Below are 17,198 nucleotides of genomic sequence, written 5' to 3'. Positions count from 1 at the left end.
ACCGCCGCGCTATTTCGGGCCGAACGCCTTGAAGGTGATGATGGTGTGGGTATCCTTGATGCCCGGGATCACCTGCACCTTCTCGTTGACGAAATGGCCGATATCGGTGGCGCGGTCGACATAGAACTTCACCAGCAGATCGTAATCGCCGGCGGTCGAATAGATCTCCGACGCGATCTCGGCTTCGGCGATCGCATTGGCCACCGCATAGGATTGGCCGAGCGCGCATTTGAATTGAACGAAAAACGGGACCATTGCTTGTCTCTCCAAGGACTTGGCTGGTCCATCAAACCCAAAACAACCGTTGTGGCAAGCCGGTGGCAAACTTGCGGCAGCTCCGGTCGCAGGCTACGACCCGTCCGGAACGGGCCTGCGCGCGGCTGCGGGCCTCGAATGATGCGAGCATGAGCATGGCAATTCCGATCGCCCTGACGATCGCAGGATCCGACTCCGGCGGCGGCGCGGGAATCCAGGCCGACCTCAAATCGTTTGCCGCCAACGGCGTCTACGGTGCCTCGGTGATCACCGCGCTGACCGCGCAGAACACGCTGGGCGTGAGCGGAATTCACGAGGTGCCGGCCGCGTTCGTCACCGCGCAGCTCGACGCGGTGTTCGGCGATCTGGCGGTGGCCGCGGTCAAGATCGGGATGGTGTCGCAGCGGCCGGTGATCGATGCGATCGTCGCCGGTCTCGATCGCTGGGCGGCGCGCAACGTGGTGCTCGATCCGGTGATGGTCGCAACCTCCGGCGACCGGCTGATCGCCGACGACTGCGTCGAGGCGCTGCGTAGCAGACTGATTCCCCGCGCGGACATCATCACGCCGAACCTGCCGGAAGCGGCGGCGCTGCTGGACGAGGCGGTGGCGGCCGATCAGGCGGCGATCGAACGCCAGGGCAGCAAGCTGCTGGCGCTCGGTTGCGGCGCGGTGCTGATCAAGGGCGGTCACGGCCACGGGCCGACCAGCACCGACTTTCTGTTCAGCGCGGCCGGCATGCTGACGCTGGCGGCGCCGCGGATCGACACCACGAACACCCACGGCACCGGCTGCTCGCTGTCGTCCGCCATCGCGGCGAATCTCGCCAAGGGCGAGGAACTCGACGCGGCGGTCGGGCATGCCAAGGCCTGGGTCAGCGAGGCGATCGCCGCCGCCGACCGTCTCTCGGTCGGCAAAGGCCACGGCCCGATCCATCATTTCCACGCCTTCGATTGAAGCAATCCTGGTTCCTGCCGGGATCGGGATCGGGGTCGGCCGTCGCCTTCACGCGCGCGTGACCGAAATGAAAGAGGCACTTATCGGACGGCAGCGCGTTGGTAGTCGCCATGGAGGACCGATGACGCTACCGAGTTTGGCCGACAAGTTTCGCAGTTTCATTCACGATGCCGACTTTCCCTGCGTCGGCGCAAAATCCGCTCTTGCCAAAGGAACCCTGCACGTGCTGGTCGCGCGGGACATTCGGTCGAATTGGGACGATCGCCGTATCTATCAGGGAATTACCAGCATCGTTCGCGACTATCGGGCCGATCGCGCGCTGTTCCAGAGCTTCGCGGTGATCTTCGAGGGCCCGACCGACATCGACGAACGCACGTTCGAGAAATTCCTGTGGGCGCGCGCGGAAAGTCTCACCAACAAGGATACGTGGCTCGGAAAGCCTCGCGACGAGCGTGTGAGCAGCGATCCGGGCGACCCGCATTTCTCGCTCTCGTTCGGCGAGGAAGCGTTCTTCATCGTCGGCCTTCACCCCAACGCCAGCCGGCCGGCGCGGCGGTTCGAGCGGCCGGTGCTGGTGTTCAACCTTCACGATCAGTTCGAGCAGTTGCGGGAGATGGGCCGCTACGAGAGATTGCGGGCGAAGATCATCGAGCGCGATGTGGCGCTGGCCGGCTCGCCGAACCCGATGCTCGCGCGACACGGCGAGACTTCGGAAGCCCGTCAATACAGCGGCCGCGTCGTGGCCGAGCAGGAGTGGGTTTGTCCGTTCAATCCGGTGGAGCGCGTATGACCTCTCCGATCACGATCCCACCGCGCTCGGGCACGGCGTTTCGTCTGGCCAAGGGTGAATACTTGACGGTGATCGACCTCGAAGGAGAGCAGGTATCCGATCTCGTCGTGTTCAATGCCGAGGATCTCGGTGAGGTGATTTCGTCCGGCCGGAGTCTCGACTACGCAAGCAAGCTGTATCTGACGACCGGAGATCTGATCTACTCCAACCGCAGCAATGGCATGCTGAGCATTGTCGAGGACACCGTCGGCCGTCATGATTTCCTGCTGACGCCGTGTTCGAGAGAAACGTTCAAGATCATCTATCACGATGCAGATCCCCATCAGGGATGCTTCGGGAATCTGGAAGCCGCGTTGGCGCCGTTCGGAATCGGTCCGGATGCCATTCCGGTGGCGTTCAACTGTTTCATGAATGTCGTGATCGCGCCGCAGACCGGTGCGTTCACGGTCGAGGCGCCCCTCAGCCGGGCCGGTGACTTCGTCAAATTTCGTGCGGAGATGGACCTCATCGTCGGCCTGACGGCTTGCTCGGCGCTTCAGTCCAACAACTACGCTTTCAAGCCGATCGCATACCGGGTTGATCAGGGTCCTGAGTCCGGGTGATGGACTGGCCCTCGACCGGTCAACGCACCGGTCAGGCCAGGTCCTCCAACGCGTCCTCCAACGCCGGGTCCGGTTCCATCCGCCGCCGACCGCCGCTCGGTCGGGACAGCCACGGCCGATCCGCCTTCCCGCCCTTCGACTAACGCCGCAGGGGGCAAGAGTCCTGTTGTCGCAGCAACGTCGCACTCCGCTGTTAAGCCGGAAATCACTGATGAATTCCAGATTCGCGACGGACCAAGATGACGCCTGACCTCGACAAATCCCTGGTTGAAACCGCCTACGCCCGCTGGGCGCCAATCTACGACGCGGTGTGCGGGCCGGTGATGGTCAAGGGGCGTCGGGCTGCGGCCGCCGAGGCGCGGGCGCAGGGCGGCCGGATCCTCGAAGTCGGCGTCGGCACCGGGCTGTCGTTCGACGATTACGACGCCTCGACCGAGATCACCGGGATCGATCTCAGCACGCCGATGCTGGAAAAGGCCCGCGCCAAGATGGCGTCCGGCCGCTATCCCTGGGTCAAGGAAGTGCGCCGGATGGATGCGCACCATATGGAGTTTGCCGACGCCAGTTTCGACTGCGTCGTGGCGCAGTTCGTGATCACCCTGGTCGCCAACCCCGAACAGGTGCTGTCGGAGTGTCACCGCGTGGTGAAGCCGGGCGGCCGCATCATCCTGGTCAATCATCTTTACTCGGAAGTCGGCGTCGCCGCCGCGGTCGAGCGCTGGGCGGCGCAGAAGACGCGTGGATTGGGGTTGCGTCCGGAGTTTCCGTTCGCGCGGCTGCAGGCCTGGGCGCAGGCCAACAGCGACGCGATCCTGATCGAACGGCGCAAGATCAAGCCGTTCGGCATCTACACGCTGGTGTGCTTCGAACGAGCCGGCCCGTCGCTGGCGGCGTGAAAGCCACCGCATTGTCATTCGCTGCCGCGGGCAGCCTGGCATGGGACATAGACCGATGAGCGATGACGGTCCGGAGCGGCGTTTCCGCACACTTTTCATTTCAGACGTTCATCTCGGCGCGCGCGGCTCGCAGACGCATCTGCTGCTGGACTTCCTCCGCGTCCACGATGCCGACACGATCTATCTGGTCGGCGACATCATCGACGGCTGGGCCCTCAAATCGAGCTGGTACTGGCCGCAGTCGCACAACGACTTCGCGCAGAAACTGCTGCGCAAGGCGCGCAAGGGCGCGCGCGTGATCTACATTCCCGGCAATCACGACGAGTTCCTGCGCTCCTATTACGGCACGCATTTCGGCGGCATCGAAGTCGCGGAGACCGCGATCCACACCGGGGTCGACGGCCGTCGCTATCTGGTCATCCACGGCGACATGTTCGACCTCGTGGTGCAGAACGCGCGCTGGCTCGCCCATGTCGGCGACAAGGCCTACGATCTTGCGATCCGGCTCAACCGCATCGTCAACGCGTTGCGGCGCTGGCTCGGCGTGCCGTATTGGTCGCTGTCGCAATGGGCCAAGCACAAGGTCAAGAACGCGGTGAACTACATCGGCGCGTTCGAGCAGACGCTGGCGCAGGAAGCCCGCCGCCACGGCACCGAGGGCGTGATCTGCGGCCACATCCACACCGCCGCGATCCGCGACGATCACGGCATCCGCTACATGAACTGCGGCGACTGGGTGGAAAGCTGCACGGCGCTCGCCGAGCACGAGGACGGCCGGTTCGAAATCATCACCTGGACCGATCCGATGAAGCGCAATTTGCCGGTGCCGACGGTCGCGGCGCGTGCCGCCTGATGCGCATCCTGATCGCGACTGACGCCTGGCATCCCCAGGTCAACGGCGTGGTGCGGACGCTGACCATGATGGCCGAGGCGGCGAAGTCGCTCGGCGCAGAGGTCACGTTCCTGACGCCGGAGACCTTCCCGACGGTGCGGCTGCCGAGCTACCCGGATCTGCGGATCGCGATCCCGAGCCCGGCCAAGGTCGCGCGCATGATCACCGCCGCGCAGGCGGACTGCATCCATATCGCCACCGAAGGGCCGATCGGCCTGGCGGCGCGGCGCTATTGCCGCAAGCGCGGCCTGCGCTTCACCACCAGCTTTCACACCCGGTTTCCCGAATACGTCTCGGCGCGGGCGCCGATCCCGGAATCCTGGGTGTGGTCGCTGCTGCGATGGTTTCACGGCGCCAGCCATGCGGTGATGGCGGCGACGCCGGCGCTGGCCGATGAGCTGCGCGGGCGCCGCTTCCGCAACGTGGTGCTGTGGCCGCGCGGCGTCGACGGCGAGTTGTTCCATCCGCGCGACGGCGCCGATCTCGGCCTGACGCGGCCGGTGTTCCTGTCGGTCGGCCGGGTCGCGGTCGAAAAGAATCTCGAAGCGTTCCTGTCGCTCGATCTGCCCGGCACCAAAGTGGTGGTCGGCGACGGACCGGCGCGGGCGGCACTGGAGCGCGACTTCCCGCAGGCGGTGTTCCTCGGCGCCAAGCAGGGCGAGGCTCTGGCGCAGGTCTATGCCGCCGCCGACGTCTTCGTGTTTCCGAGCCAGACCGACACCTACGGGCTGGTGCTGCTCGAAGCGCTGGCGAGCGGCGTGCCGGTCGCGGCGTTTCCGGTCACCGGGCCGCGCGACGTGATCGGCGATGCGCCGGTCGGCGTGCTCAGCGACGATCTGCGGCAGGCCTGCCTCGGCGCGCTGAATATCTCGCGCGACGCTTGCCTCGATTTCGCCGCCGACCACACCTGGGCGGCCTCGGCGCGGGCTTTCATCGACAACGTCACCCGGGTCTGGATGATGGACCCTGGTCAGGCGCTGGCCGAATCGGACACCAAGGCGCGCCGCCTGGTCGCCTGAACGCTCAAGGCAACGTGCATTGCCGGGCCGCGCGGGCCTGCGTTACTGTCGCCCCATGATGGATTCAGTCTCGTTCCCGATCACCGCCGCGGATATCGACGCGGCGGCCGATGTACTCGCGCCCTATGCGGTGCGCACGCCGCTGCTGACCTCGCCGGCGCTGGATGCTGCCACCGGCGCGCGCGTGTATCTGAAGCCGGAGATGCTGCAGCGGACCGGCTCGTTCAAGTTTCGCGGCGCCTTCAACAAGCTGTCGTCGATCCCGGCGGCGGCGCGGGACGGCGGCGTGGTGGCGTTCTCGTCCGGCAATCACGCCCAGGGCGTGGCTGCTGCGGCGCAGATCCTCGGCATGCGCGCCACCATCGTGATGCCGGCCGATGCGCCGGCGTCGAAGCGCGAGCGCACCAAGGGCTACGGCGCCGAGGTGGTGCTGTACGATCGCGACCGCGAGGACCGCGAGGCGATCGCGCGCGATATCGCGGGCTCCCGCGGCGCGACGCTGGTGCCGCCTTATGACGACGCCAAGGTGATCGCGGGGCAGGGGACGGTCGGCCGCGAGATCGCCGCCGACCTCGCCGCGCTCGGCGTCGTGCCGGACATCGTGGTCGCGCCGGCCTCCGGCGGCGGACTCGTCGCCGGCACTGCGGTTGCGGTGACGACTCGCTTTCCGGAAGCCGCGGTGATGTCGGCGGAGCCGGAGGCGTTCGACGATCACGCCCGCTCGATCGCCGCCGGCCGTCGCGAGCCGCACAAGTCAGAGGGCCGCACCATCTGCGACGCGCTGATGGCGTCGATCCCCGGCGAACTCACATTCGCGATCAATCAGCAGCTTCTGACACGCGGCGTCACCGCGTCCGACGCCGAAGTGGCCAGGGCCGTTGCCTTCGTGTTTCGCGAACTGAAGCTAGTGGTCGAGCCCGGCGGCGCGGTGGCGCTGGCGGCGCTGCTGGCGGGCCACATCGACGCGCGCGGCAAGACCATCGCGATCGTGCTGTCGGGCGGCAATGTCGATGCCGACCTGTTCGCGAAGCTGATCGCTTAGACCAAGTTCGTCATTGCGAGGAGCACTCGGATCGGCGCTCCGCGCCGTCCGAGCACAGGCTCCGCGACGAAGCAATCCAGAATCTCGTGCTCGGCGCGCTGGATTGCTTCGCTTCGCTCGCAATGACGGGAATAGGGCGTTGATTTGCGGCCTGCTTTTCCCGTCGGGCTCATGACGACTCTGCACTCGAGCGGGCCGCATTGTTTCAATCAGTCGACGAAGCGCGCTGCTAGTCTCGTTCGCAGCGGGAAACGGTCGAAAGCGTCATCCCGCTCCAGGCGCGGCGCGCCTCAGGAGAAGAACGCGACCTTCTCGGCCTGGCTCATCCGCCGCAACGGCGCCAGCAGGTCGCTGCGGGACTGAACCGGATGGCCGACAATTCCGCTCGCGAGCACGGCGGCGCCGAGCGATGGCGATGGCGTCCTGGCCGCGGATTCGGCCGCCGCCATGGCACGAACCGGTTCGCTTGCCATTGCGGTTGCGGCCGCGTGCGTCATTCCGGGCGTCGACGTCGGCGCTTCAGCCATGGGCTGCGGCGTGTCGAGGAATTCGCCGCGCTCGCCGATTTCGAGGCTCGACACATCGATCGACGGCGCCGTCGCAACCATGGCCATGGGCGGCTCGGCCTCCGCGGCCTCGTGCGGAAGCGCCACCGCGGCAGCGATGCGTTCGATCTCGGACGGTTCGCCGGCGCTCGGGCCGGCCTCCGTCGTTTGCTCAGCCTCGGCCTCGGCTTGCGCGGCAGCGGCCGCGGCTTCGATTTCGCCGGGCTCGGGCGGCTGCGGTACCGACATCTCCAGCGCCACCAGATCCAGCATCGCGTCGACATCCGCCGCCGGCTCCTCGGCGGGCTCGGCAGCGTGATTCTGATCAGCCGATGATCCGTCGATGGGGGCCTCGAAGGAAGGCTGATCGGCCGACACCGCAGCTTCGGCGCCGTCGTCTGACTGCATGTCCCGAGGCTCGACGAACTCGACTTCGTCGGGCTCGGCTGCCGTTACGATCGTCACGCCGGCTTCGGCGGCGGCTTCCGGGGCGACTGCGGTCGCCGGCTCGGTCACGGCCGCCGGAGCATGCACATCAGCCACCGGCTTCGCGTGCGGCTGCGCCGCGGCTTCCGGCATCTCGCCATCGGCGATCGGGGAGACCGGCTCGTCCCGGTCCGCGGGCCGATCATCGTCCCGGCTCTCGCGAGCAACCCCGGCGAGGTCGTGGATGCGGTCGAGCAGGCCGTCGAACGCCGCGGTCACCGCCACGACGTCGATCTCGGCGACCAGCCGGTGGCCGGCATCGATCGCCGTCACCTGGGAATCCAGCAGGTTGCAGATCCGGATGTCGGCGCCGCATTCGCGCAGCGTCCACGACACCTCGCGGATGATGCGGGCGCCGTCGTGCGCCGCCGCCAGCACCGCGTCGTTCTCCAGTCCGGCGATCGCCCTGGCGACGCCGGCGCGTGCCTCGCCGACGATCGCCCGGATCGCGACGAGTGATTCGACGATGGAGGGTCCGCCGTTCTGCTTCTGCGCGGCGAGATTCTGCTCGATCCGCGCCACGGCATCGAGCACCATGCGGGTGTCGGCGTTGCGGTTGCGCTTGGCGTATTCGCTCAGAAACCAGCGTCCGCGCGAGGTTTCCATGAAGGCTTCGCGGATCGCGTCATAGTCCGCTTCGTTCGGCATCGCCGGACGAGCGGAGATCGGCGACAGTGCGAATGCTTCTTCGGCCATCAGGGACTCATTGCGCAAATCGCTGCGCGTGACGATAACGATCACCACGAACCGTGCTGAATCGCAATTGAATTGATGTCTCCCGAATCACAAATCCCCACCAGAACAAGGGCTCCGAAGCGATTCGCGGCCGGGCTCGCGGTATTCTACGCGACGGTGTTCGGCATCGTCGGCGCCTATCTGCCGTTCTTCACCGTGTGGCTGAAAGCGATCGGCATCGAAGCGTCCTGGATCGGCGTGATCGTGGCGGCCCCGTCGATCACACGCTTCACCGTGCTGCCGTTCGTCACCGCCGCGGCGGAACGGCGCCACGCGCTGCGCGCCGCACTTGTTATCACCGCCATCGTCACCACGCTCGGCTTTATCTGCCTCGGACTGCTACGAGGGCCGCTGGCGATCCTCGCGGTGTTCGTCGTCACCGCCTGCGCCTGGACGCCGATGGTGCCGCTCACCGACGGCTACGCGCTCAAGGCGGTGACGCGGTTCGGCCTGAACTACGGGCCGCTGCGATTGTGGGGCTCCGCGGCCTTCGTCGTCGGCGCGCTGGTCAGCGGCGTGCTTTCGGACCTGATCGCGCCCGAGCACCTGATCTGGGTGATCGCAGCCGCGGCCGGGCTCTGCGTGATCGCCGCCTTCGGATTGCAGCCGCTCGACGCCCCGGGCGCCAGGCCGGCCGCGCCGGCGCGTCGGGTGGCGCTGCTGCGCAACCCGGCGTTTCTGGCGATCATCATTGCCGCCGGGCTGATCCAGGGCAGCCATGCGGCGTACTACACGTTCGGCTCGATCGTCTGGCAGGCGGCGGGCTACGGCGGCATGACGATCGCGAGCCTGTGGATCCTCGGCGTGCTCGCCGAGATCGTGGTGTTCGCGCTGTCGCCGCGACTGACGCTGTCGCCGGCGCTGATGATGCTCGGCGGCGCGCTCAGCGCCGTGCTGCGCTGGCTGATCACCGCGCAGGATCCGCCGCTCGCCGTCCTCGTTCCGGTGCAGCTGCTGCACGGGCTGACCTTCGGCCTGACGCAGCTGGGCACCATGGGACTGCTGGTCCGCCACGCGCCCGGCCATGTCATCGCCCGGGCGCAGGGCTACTACGCGGCCTGTTCAGGCCTGGCGATGAGCGGCGCCGCGATGCTGTCCGGCCTGCTGTTCGCGCGCTACGGCCTCGCGGTGTACGACCTGATGGCGGTGATGGCGCTGACCGGCGCGGCGGTCGTCGCCGTCTGGCGTCGCCGGCTCGATGCGCAACCGGCGCACGATCAGCCCCACAAATCCGCGTCGGGCGGATAGACGATGCTGCCGTCGTAGCGCAGGCCGTCGTCGCGATCCCTGGCCAGCAGCAGCGGGCCGTCGAGGTCGACGAAGCGGGCCTGCGGCGTCAGCAGCATCGCCGGCGCCATCGACAGCGAGGTCGCCACCATGCAGCCGACCATGATGTCGAGGCCGAGCGCGCGCGCGGCCTCCGCCATCGCCAGCGCCTCGGTGACGCCGCCGGTCTTGTCGAGCTTGATGTTGACGGCGTCGTAGCGGCCGCTCAGGGCGTCCAGCGAGGCGCGGGCGTGGACGCTCTCGTCGGCGCACACCGCGATCGGCCGGCGGATTTGGGCCAGCGCCTCGTCGCGCCCCGCCGGCAGCGGCTGCTCCACCAGCGTCACCCCGGCGTCGGCGCAGGCGGCGAGGTTGCGGGCGAGATTGTCCGGCGTCCAGGCCTCGTTGGCGTCGACGATCAGTTCGGCGCGGGGCGCCGCGCGGCGGACCGCGGCGATTCTTGCATCGTCGCCGTCGCCGCCGAGCTTGATCTTCAGCAGCGGGCGGGCGGCGGCTTTCGCGGTGGCCTCCGCCATCGCCTCAGGGGTGCCGAGCGAAATGGTGTAAGCGGTGGTGGCCGGACTCGGCGCGGCGCTGCCGAGCAGCGCCCAGGCGCGACGGCCGCTGAGCCTGGCCTCGAGGTCGAGCAGCGCGCAATCCAGCGCATTGCGCGCCGCGCCCGGCGGCATCGCGGCTTGCAGCCCGGCGCGGTCGAGGCCCCGGCGCAGCGGCTCGCGCATCGCCTCGATCGCCGCGAGGGTGGTGTCGGGCGTCTCGCCGTAGCGGGCGTAGGGAACGCATTCGCCACGGCCGGCTTGACCGTTGCGCCTGATCTCGGCCGTCACGACCACAGCCTCGGTCTTGGCGCCGCGGCTGATCGTGAAAGCTCCGGCGATCGGCCAGTGCTCGATGCGTGCAGTCAATTGGGTCGGATTGATGGAAGTCATTCGGATTTCTGGCAAACTCAAACCGAGGGTTGCCCGGCGCAACTAAGTATGGCTGGTAGTGCACCTTCCTCACAAGTCGTATTGAACTCCGGATTGGCTCAAAATGGCACAGCAACTGGCATTGGACGGTGGTCCGACGCTCGAACGGATCGCGCGGGGTGACGGGCTGGCGCTGTGCGCCGCCGGTTCCTGGACGGCGAAGTTCGCCCCCATGCTGGAGCGCATTGTCGCAGACGCCGAGCAACTGACCGGGACGCGGCCGAATATCTTCATCGATGTTTCCGAAGTTGTCCGGCTGGACACGTTCGGCGCCTGGCTGATCGAACGGCTGCGCCGCAACCTGACCCAGGACGGCGTCGAGGCGAAGATCGCCGGCCTGTCGGCGGACTATGCGAGCCTGGTCGACGAGGTGCGTCAGGTCGAGCCGTCGGCGCCGGATTCGTCGCCGGGGGGCGGGCTGCGGGCGCCGATCGAGAAGCTCGGCCGCACCATGTACACGTTCGGCGACGATATCGTCGCGCTGATCAGCATGTTCGGCGCGGTGCTCGCCGCCGTGATCCGGACCATCCTGCATCCCTCGACCTTCCGGCTGACCTCGACCGTGCATCATCTCGAGCAGGTGTGCTGGCGCGCGGTTCCGATCGTGGTGCTGATCACCTTCCTGATCGGCGCCATCATCGCGCAGCAGGGCATCTTCCATTTCCGCCGGTTCGGCGCCGACGTGTTCGTGGTCGACATGCTCGGCGTGCTGGTGCTGCGCGAGATCGGCGTGCTGCTGGTGGCGATCATGGTGGCGGGCCGTTCGGGCAGCGCCTACACCGCGGAACTCGGCTCGATGAAGATGCGCGAGGAGATCGACGCGCTGCGCACCATGGGGTTCAATCCGATCGACGTGCTGATCGTGCCGCGGCTGGTCGCGCTGCTGCTGGCGATGCCGATCCTGACGTTTCTCGGCGCCATGGCCGCGCTGTATGGCGGCGGGCTGGTGGCGTGGCTGTACGGCGGCGTCGATCCGGAGGCATTCCTGCTGCGGCTGCGCGACGCGATCTCGATCAATCATTTCACCGTCGGCATGATCAAGGCGCCGGTGATGGCGCTGGTGATCGGCATCGTCGCCTGCGTCGAGGGGCTGGCGGTGAAGGGCAGCGCCGAGTCGCTCGGCCAGCACACCACGGCGTCGGTGGTGAAGGGGATCTTCTTCGTGATCGTGATGGACGGCGTGTTCGCGATCTTCTTCGCCTCGATCGGAATCTGACGATGGCGGATGCAGCACAGGCAGTCCCGGCGCAGGCGGTCGATCCGATCATCCGGGTCCGCGACGTTTCGGTGCAGTTCGGCACCACGAGGGTACTGAACGGCCTCGACCTCGACGTTCGCCGCGGCGAGATCCTCGGCTTCGTCGGCCCCTCCGGCGCCGGCAAATCGGTGCTGACCCGGACCATCATCGGGCTGGTGCCGAAGCTGAGCGGTCAGATCGAGGTGTTCGGCGTCGACCTCGATGCGGCCGGTGCGGCCGAGCGGCGCGGCATCGAACGGCGCTGGGGCGTGCTGTTCCAGCAGGGCGCGCTGTTCTCGTCGCTGACGGTGCGGCAGAACATCCAGTTTCCGGTGCGGGAATATCTCAAGCTGTCGCAGCGGCTGCTCGACGAGATCACCATCGCCAAACTGGGGATGGTCGGTCTCAAGCCGGAAGTGGCCGATCGCTACCCGTCGGAACTATCCGGCGGCATGATCAAGCGCGTCGCGCTGGCCCGTGCGCTGGCGCTGGATCCGGAACTGGTGTTCCTCGACGAGCCGACTTCCGGCCTCGACCCGATCGGCGCCGGCGAGTTCGACGAGCTGGTCCGCACCCTGCAGCGCACTTTGGGTCTCACCGTTTTCATGGTAACTCACGACCTCGACAGCCTCCATACCGCGTGCGACCGGATAGCCGTGCTGGGCGACGGCAAGGTAATCGCCGCCGGATCGATGGCCGAGATGCAGGCATCACAGCATCCGTGGCTGCGGTCGTATTTCCACGGCAAGCGCGCCCGGGCGGTGGTCGGCTAGGTGATGATCAATCCGAATCGGTTTCGCAGTATTTCAGAGGTGTGCGCCGCTTTGAGTCCGCAATTCGCGCGCAAAGCGTGCGGGCGGACGGCGCCGGACTTAGTTGGAGTTGATTGAATGGAAACGCGGGCGAATTACTTCCTGATCGGCGTGTTCACCCTGGCGGTGATCGCTGCGGCGTTCGGGTTCGTGCTCTGGTTCCAGAGCCTCCACTCCACCAAGGCGCGCAGCCCGCTCCGGGTGGTGTTCGAAGGCGCGGCGACGGGCCTGCGTAACGGCGGCAGCGTCAATTTCAACGGCGTCCGGGTCGGCGAGGTGATTTCGGTCAAGCTCGACAATCCGAAGCGCGTGGTGGCGCTGGCGATGGTCGAGAACACCGCGCCGATCCGCAAGGACACGCTGGTCGGTCTCGAATTTCAGGGCCTGACCGGCGTTGCCGCGATCTCGCTCAAGGGCGGCATGGAGACCGCACCTCCGGTGCCGCTCGACGACGACGGCGTGCCGGTGCTGACCGCCGATCCGGAACTGCTGATGGACATCTCCGAGTCGGTGAAGGCGACGCTGCGTAACGTCAACAAGGTCGTCGCCGAGAACGCCGAGTCGGTGAAGGAATCGCTGCAGAACCTGCAGACCTTCACCTCCAGCCTGGCGCGCAGCTCGGACAGGATCGACAGCATCATGGCCAAGGTCGACGGCGTGATCGGCAAGACCGACAGCGTGATGCAGGGCATCGACGCGCTCGCCGGCGGCAAGGACGGCGGCGAACTGTTCCAGGCGGTCAAATCGTTCCGCGAACTCGCCGACAATCTCGACAAGCGCTCCAGCGCGCTGATCATCGACGGCCGCCGCACGCTGGGCGATCTCAGCCGGGCGATCAACAATTTCGACCGAAACCCGACCCGCGTGTTGTTCGGCCCGAGCAACACCGCGCAGCAGGCGCCGCCGCCACCGACGGCCGAGCCGCCGCGCCCGCCGCGCCGGCGGCAATAGCAAGGGCAGGTGGTCAGGGAGCCGTCGGCCGGGAAGCCGTTCCGCGGCCGCGACGCCGGTCGGTGAGGGGCTTTCGTGATGACAACTCAGCACGTGGATGCCTTCCACGATGGCCGCGTTCGGGTGCGGACTATTTCTGCCGAAATGCGCGCGCGAGCTGGTCTTCTAGCGGCTTGCGCAAATAGGCGAAGGCGGTCCTCACGCCGTTCTGGATGAAAGCCTCGACCGGCATGCCCGGAACCAGTGCCTTCCCATCGAGCTTGGCGAGTTCGCTGGCCGCCAGGCTGATACGCGCCACATAGTACGCGGCTCCCGATTGCGGGTCCTTGGTCAGGTCGGCGGCAATCCGGGTCAGCGTTCCGTCGAGCTCCGGCGTGATCGCGGCGTCGAAGGCGCTGAAGCGCAGCTTGGCGGACTGCCCGATCCTGAGCCGGTCGATCATCTGCGGATCGACCCGGGCCTCGACCACCAGCGCGTCCTTCGGCACGATCAGCATCAACTGCTCGCCCGCGGTGATCACGCCACCGACGGTGTGGACCGACTTCTGGTGGACCAGCCCGTCCTGCGGTGCGCGCAGCACCACCCGCTCGAGCTGATCGATCGCCGCGATCCGGCGCTCGCCGAGATCGGCGAGCTTGGTCTCGACGTCGCGAAGTTCGGTCGCATTTTCGCGGCGCTGGTCCTGAACCAGCTGGATGATCTGCAGTTCGGTTTCGGTGATCCGGCCCCTGGCGCGGGCGATCTCGGCGATCAACTGACCATCCTCGCCATTCAGGCGGGAGGCCTCACGCTCCAGCGCGGTGAGCCGCGCATAGGGCACCAGATTTTTTTCGAAGAGCTGCCGCACGCCTTCGAGCTCGGTCTGGATCCAGCGAGTCTGCTCGCGCTTCGACGCGATCTGCGCTTCGAGGCCGCGAATTTCGTCGGCGATCTGCGCCTTGCGTTCGCGCAACTGCGACTGCTGGCCGGTGATCGCCTCGCGCCGGCGGGCGAACAGCGTCGTCTCGCCCTCGATCATTTCGTCGATCACGGCGACGTCGCGGCGTGCGGCGATGTCGGCAGGCACCAGCAGATCGTCCTTGCCGCCCTGTTCGGCCTGCAGGCGGGCGCGCCGCACCCTGAGCTGATTGAGCTGGTTCTCGATCAGCGCCAGGTTGGCGCGCGACATCGTCTCGTCGAGCCGGACCAGCATGTCGCCGGCATGCACCTGATCGCCGTCGTTGACGTAGATTTCGGCGACCACGCCGCCGCTCGGATGCTGAACCCGGCGGACATTGCTGTCGACCACGACTTGCGCCGGCGCGATCACGGCGCTGGCGAGCGGCGCGGTCATCGCCCAGACGCCGGCGGTGGAGGCCATGATCACCAGCGTGGCGATGCCGAATCCGGCGGCGCGCCGGATATCGCGAAACGGATCGCTGCGGCCGGCCTCGGGTGGCGCGGGTGTGGTCATGTCGAAGTCCTCAACTGACGGCGGCGGCCGGCGGCGGGCGCGTATCCGGCACCGCCTGCAACGCCGCTCCGCCCGGCGCCGGATGAGCGGCCAGCGATTTGCGCAGCACTTCGTCCTTCGGCCCGAACGCCTGGACCTGGCCGCCGGCCAGCGTCAGCACCAGATCGACCGCGGCGAGCGCCGCCGGCCGATGCGCGATGACGATGGCGATGCCGCCCCTGGCGCGGACCCGGCGGATGGCATCGGAGAGCGCGGCGTCACCCTCGGCGTCGAGGCTGGCGTTGGGCTCGTCGAGCACCACCATGAACGGGTCCTTGTACAGCGCGCGCGCCAGCGCGATCCGCTGCCGCTGGCCGCCCGACAGGGTCGCACCGGCTTCGCCGATCCGCATCTCGAACCCCTTCGGCAGCTTCAGGATCATGTCGTAGGCGCCGGCCGCCTTCGCCGCGGCGATCACCGCCGCCTCGTCGATCTGCGGATCGAACCGGGCGATGTTCTCGGCCACCGTGCCGTCGAACAATTCGACGTCCTGCGGCAGATAACCGATCATGCCGCCGCGAATTTCCGCCGGCCATTGATCGAGCGTGGCGCCGTCGAGGCGAATTTCGCCGCGTGCGATCGGCCAGATCCCGACCAGCGCCCGCGCCAGCGTCGACTTGCCGGCGGCGGAAGGGCCGATGATGCCGACGGCCTGTCCGGCTTCGAGCGCGAACGACGCGTTCTGCACGATCGCGGAGGTGCCGCCGGGCGCGGCGATCACGACCTGCTCCACCGTCAGATTGTTCACCGCGCGTTCGGGCGCGACATCCGCGTTCGTCGCGCCGCCGTCCCGAAGAGCGGCACGCAGGCGTTGCCAGGCCTGCCGGGCGCCGAGAAACGGACGCCAGATCGAGATCGCCAACTCCACCGGCGCCAGCGCGCGGCTGCCCATGATCGACGCGGCGATCATCACGCCGCCGCTGGCAAGCCCTTCGATCACCAGATAGGCGCCGAGGCCGAGCAGCGCCGACTGCAGCATGAAGCGCAGCGTCTTCGACAAGGCGCCGAGCGAACCGGCGATATCGGCGTTGCGCTGCTGAGCGTCGACGAGGTCGTCGTTCGCCGCGCCGATCCGCCCGATCATGCGCTGCTCCATGCCGAGCGCCGCGACGATCTCGGCGTTGCGGCGGCCGGCTTCGAGCTGGACGCCGCGGACCGCGCCGCTGCGCGAGGCCTCCTGGGTCGGTGCCCGCGTCAGCACCTCGGCGAGCAGCGCGATCCCGAACAGCAGGACCGCGCCCGCGACCAGCGTCCAGCCGAGATAAGGATGCAGCAGGAAGCAGCCGGCGACATACAGCGGCATCCACGGCAGGTCGAACAGCGTCGTCGGGCCGAGCCCGGACAGAAACGACCGTACCGAATCCAGATCGTGCGACAGTTGCAGCCCGCGATTGGTGCCGCCGCCGCGCAGCGGCGCGCGCAGGATGTGGCAGACGACGGGCCGCCACAGCGTGGCGTGCAGGGCCGATCCGATCCGGGTCAGAATGCGCTGGCGCAGAAGATCGAACACGCCCTGCAACGCATACGCCGTCGCGACCGCGATCGACAGCGCGATCAGGGTCGGAATGCTGTGCGATGGAATGACCCGGTCGTACACCTGCAGCATATAGATGGAGCCGGTGAGCATCAGCAGATTGAGCACGGCCGAGAACAATCCGACCGTCAGGAAAGCGGTTCGGCAGGACGCCAGCGCGGCGGACGGCAGGTCGCGGGAGGCGGTCGCTGGCCCGGATGACGTTGATGCGGTCATGGTACTCAATCGAAAACGACGCCGAACCGTCATGGTCGGATGCGGTCGGCGTTGGTTAGCGAGCTTCCGCGTCAACCGCATGACAGGTCGATGAGGGCAATCGGCGCTGCCGGCGCGGCGCAGGCCGCTGCTGCGACGAAACGCCGCCGTCGCGCGACCGGCGACGCGGCGACACGCGCTCATCGGACCAAACCCCGGTTGCGTAGCACGACGTACTAATCATCCGCTCAACCGAATGTCTCCGGCGCGTTGTCGGACGCCGCGCTCTCCGGCGGTTCTTCCGCCGTACAACCAGCGGTTAGTTAGTTCGCTCGGCGCGTATCGCACCGACGGCGCGGCCGCTTCATTCGCCCGTAAGAAAGCGGTCACCGAATTGTTGCTGTTTGCGTTCTAGTAACGCGCATTAACATTTCGTTAACCAACGGCCGTCCGGACCGCGCCCTCAGCCATGAGTTGAGGCGTCGATCCACGACGCCTTCTCTCAAC

At 67.4% G+C, this 17,198-nt stretch carries 16 protein-coding genes; 11 read left to right on the top strand and 5 right to left on the bottom strand.

What is annotated here, in order from left to right; all coding sequences use genetic code 11:
• Positions 1-9: 9 nt before the first annotated feature.
• Positions 10-255 carry an Lrp/AsnC ligand binding domain-containing protein gene (locus tag ACTZWT_RS19280; protein WP_322518144.1) on the bottom strand — a complete coding sequence of 82 codons (246 nt, stop codon included), beginning with the start codon at positions 253-255 and terminating at the stop codon, positions 10-12.
• Between the two features lie 155 nt (positions 256-410).
• Between ACTZWT_RS19280 and thiD the strand changes: the two genes are divergently transcribed.
• From thiD to ACTZWT_RS19245, 7 genes are all read left to right on the top strand, one after another.
• Complete coding sequence (thiD, locus tag ACTZWT_RS19275) at positions 411-1,211, top strand: bifunctional hydroxymethylpyrimidine kinase/phosphomethylpyrimidine kinase (RefSeq protein WP_444771521.1); 801 nt, start codon at positions 411-413, stop codon at positions 1,209-1,211.
• Between the two features lie 121 nt (positions 1,212-1,332).
• On the top strand, positions 1,333-2,001 hold the full coding sequence (gntA, locus tag ACTZWT_RS19270; protein WP_444771295.1) for a guanitoxin biosynthesis heme-dependent pre-guanitoxin N-hydroxylase GntA: 669 nt from the start codon (positions 1,333-1,335) through the stop codon (positions 1,999-2,001).
• Entirely contained in the window at positions 1,998-2,603 is a 606-nt protein-coding gene (locus ACTZWT_RS19265; protein WP_444771294.1) for a DUF1989 domain-containing protein, read from the top strand. The genes gntA and ACTZWT_RS19265 overlap by 4 nt, the downstream gene beginning before the upstream one ends.
• 239 nt (positions 2,604-2,842) lie before the next feature.
• Complete coding sequence (locus tag ACTZWT_RS19260) at positions 2,843-3,499, top strand: class I SAM-dependent methyltransferase (protein ID WP_444771293.1); 657 nt, start codon at positions 2,843-2,845, stop codon at positions 3,497-3,499.
• A 55-nt stretch (positions 3,500-3,554) separates the two neighbouring features.
• A complete protein-coding gene (locus tag ACTZWT_RS19255) occupies positions 3,555-4,352 on the top strand; it encodes a UDP-2,3-diacylglucosamine diphosphatase (protein ID WP_444771292.1) in 798 nt (265 codons plus the stop codon).
• Positions 4,352-5,410 carry a glycosyltransferase family 4 protein gene (locus ACTZWT_RS19250; protein ID WP_444771291.1) on the top strand — a complete coding sequence of 353 codons (1,059 nt, stop codon included), beginning with the start codon at positions 4,352-4,354 and terminating at the stop codon, positions 5,408-5,410. The genes ACTZWT_RS19255 and ACTZWT_RS19250 overlap by 1 nt, the downstream gene beginning before the upstream one ends.
• A gap of 55 nt (positions 5,411-5,465) precedes the next feature.
• Positions 5,466-6,452 carry a threonine/serine dehydratase gene (locus tag ACTZWT_RS19245; protein ID WP_444771290.1) on the top strand — a complete coding sequence of 329 codons (987 nt, stop codon included), beginning with the start codon at positions 5,466-5,468 and terminating at the stop codon, positions 6,450-6,452.
• 290 nt (positions 6,453-6,742) lie between these two features.
• On the opposite strand, the gene ACTZWT_RS19240 is transcribed toward ACTZWT_RS19245, so the two are convergent.
• Positions 6,743-8,020: a hypothetical protein gene (locus ACTZWT_RS19240; protein WP_444771289.1), complete on the bottom strand. Its 1,278-nt coding sequence runs from the start codon at positions 8,018-8,020 to the stop codon at positions 6,743-6,745.
• 234 nt (positions 8,021-8,254) lie between these two features.
• On the opposite strand from ACTZWT_RS19240, the gene ACTZWT_RS19235 reads away from it, so the two are divergent.
• Positions 8,255-9,466, top strand: a complete 1,212-nt coding sequence (locus tag ACTZWT_RS19235; protein ID WP_444771288.1) for an MFS transporter — start codon at positions 8,255-8,257, stop codon at positions 9,464-9,466.
• Here the strand turns inward: ACTZWT_RS19235 and dgcA are convergent.
• Positions 9,436-10,431: an N-acetyl-D-Glu racemase DgcA gene (dgcA, locus tag ACTZWT_RS19230; RefSeq protein WP_444771287.1), complete on the bottom strand. Its 996-nt coding sequence runs from the start codon at positions 10,429-10,431 to the stop codon at positions 9,436-9,438. The two genes, ACTZWT_RS19235 and dgcA, sit on opposite strands and share 31 nt — an antisense overlap.
• Before the next feature lie 103 nt (positions 10,432-10,534).
• On the opposite strand from dgcA, the gene ACTZWT_RS19225 reads away from it, so the two are divergent.
• The 3 genes from ACTZWT_RS19225 to ACTZWT_RS19215 all read left to right on the top strand — a co-directional run bounded on the left by ACTZWT_RS19225 (position 10,535) and on the right by ACTZWT_RS19215 (position 13,470).
• A complete protein-coding gene (locus ACTZWT_RS19225) occupies positions 10,535-11,686 on the top strand; it encodes an MlaE family ABC transporter permease (protein WP_444771286.1) in 1,152 nt (383 codons plus the stop codon).
• Positions 11,687-11,688: 2 nt separating this feature from the next.
• Positions 11,689-12,480, top strand: coding sequence for an ABC transporter ATP-binding protein (locus tag ACTZWT_RS19220; RefSeq protein ID WP_444771285.1), 792 nt, complete (start codon positions 11,689-11,691; stop codon positions 12,478-12,480).
• 117 nt (positions 12,481-12,597) lie between these two features.
• Complete coding sequence (locus tag ACTZWT_RS19215) at positions 12,598-13,470, top strand: MlaD family protein (protein WP_444771284.1); 873 nt, start codon at positions 12,598-12,600, stop codon at positions 13,468-13,470.
• Positions 13,471-13,600: 130 nt separating this feature from the next.
• Here ACTZWT_RS19215 and ACTZWT_RS19210 read toward each other — a convergent pair whose 3' ends face one another.
• The gene (locus ACTZWT_RS19210) at positions 13,601-14,923 is read right to left on the bottom strand and encodes an HlyD family type I secretion periplasmic adaptor subunit (protein ID WP_444771283.1); all 1,323 of its coding nucleotides are present in this window, start codon (positions 14,921-14,923) and stop codon (positions 13,601-13,603) included.
• 10 nt (positions 14,924-14,933) lie between these two features.
• Positions 14,934-16,712, bottom strand: a complete 1,779-nt coding sequence (locus tag ACTZWT_RS19205) for a type I secretion system permease/ATPase (protein ID WP_444771282.1) — start codon at positions 16,710-16,712, stop codon at positions 14,934-14,936.
• Between the last annotated feature and the right edge of the window lie 486 nt (positions 16,713-17,198).

This window comes from Rhodopseudomonas sp. NSM (genome assembly GCF_052445935.1).
Lineage (GTDB): Bacteria > Pseudomonadota > Alphaproteobacteria > Rhizobiales > Xanthobacteraceae > Rhodopseudomonas.
The sequence above is the reverse complement of the archived record's forward strand: the minus strand, read 5'-3'. Positions and strand labels throughout refer to the sequence as shown.

What these genes read in the sequence shown, in the direction of transcription:
- ACTZWT_RS19255 (WP_444771292.1), top strand. Translation starts at nt 3,555, where the DNA reads ATGAGCGATGACGGTCCGGAGCGGCGTTTCCGCACACTTTTCATTTCA.
- ACTZWT_RS19265 (WP_444771294.1), top strand. Translation starts at nt 1,998, where the DNA reads ATGACCTCTCCGATCACGATCCCACCGCGCTCGGGCACGGCGTTTCGT.
- ACTZWT_RS19240 (WP_444771289.1), bottom strand. Translation starts at nt 8,020, where the DNA reads ATGGTGCTCGATGCCGTGGCGCGGATCGAGCAGAATCTCGCCGCGCAG.
- ACTZWT_RS19210 (WP_444771283.1), bottom strand. Translation starts at nt 14,923, where the DNA reads ATGACCACACCCGCGCCACCCGAGGCCGGCCGCAGCGATCCGTTTCGC.
- dgcA (WP_444771287.1), bottom strand. Translation starts at nt 10,431, where the DNA reads ATGACTTCCATCAATCCGACCCAATTGACTGCACGCATCGAGCACTGG.
- ACTZWT_RS19220 (WP_444771285.1), top strand. Translation starts at nt 11,689, where the DNA reads ATGGCGGATGCAGCACAGGCAGTCCCGGCGCAGGCGGTCGATCCGATC.
- ACTZWT_RS19205 (WP_444771282.1), bottom strand. Translation starts at nt 16,712, where the DNA reads ATGACCGCATCAACGTCATCCGGGCCAGCGACCGCCTCCCGCGACCTG.
- ACTZWT_RS19235 (WP_444771288.1), top strand. Translation starts at nt 8,255, where the DNA reads ATGTCTCCCGAATCACAAATCCCCACCAGAACAAGGGCTCCGAAGCGA.
- ACTZWT_RS19245 (WP_444771290.1), top strand. Translation starts at nt 5,466, where the DNA reads ATGATGGATTCAGTCTCGTTCCCGATCACCGCCGCGGATATCGACGCG.
- ACTZWT_RS19215 (WP_444771284.1), top strand. Translation starts at nt 12,598, where the DNA reads ATGGAAACGCGGGCGAATTACTTCCTGATCGGCGTGTTCACCCTGGCG.
- ACTZWT_RS19280 (WP_322518144.1), bottom strand. Translation starts at nt 255, where the DNA reads ATGGTCCCGTTTTTCGTTCAATTCAAATGCGCGCTCGGCCAATCCTAT.
- ACTZWT_RS19225 (WP_444771286.1), top strand. Translation starts at nt 10,535, where the DNA reads ATGGCACAGCAACTGGCATTGGACGGTGGTCCGACGCTCGAACGGATC.
- thiD (WP_444771521.1), top strand. Translation starts at nt 411, where the DNA reads ATGGCAATTCCGATCGCCCTGACGATCGCAGGATCCGACTCCGGCGGC.
- gntA (WP_444771295.1), top strand. Translation starts at nt 1,333, where the DNA reads ATGACGCTACCGAGTTTGGCCGACAAGTTTCGCAGTTTCATTCACGAT.
- ACTZWT_RS19250 (WP_444771291.1), top strand. Translation starts at nt 4,352, where the DNA reads ATGCGCATCCTGATCGCGACTGACGCCTGGCATCCCCAGGTCAACGGC.
- ACTZWT_RS19260 (WP_444771293.1), top strand. Translation starts at nt 2,843, where the DNA reads ATGACGCCTGACCTCGACAAATCCCTGGTTGAAACCGCCTACGCCCGC.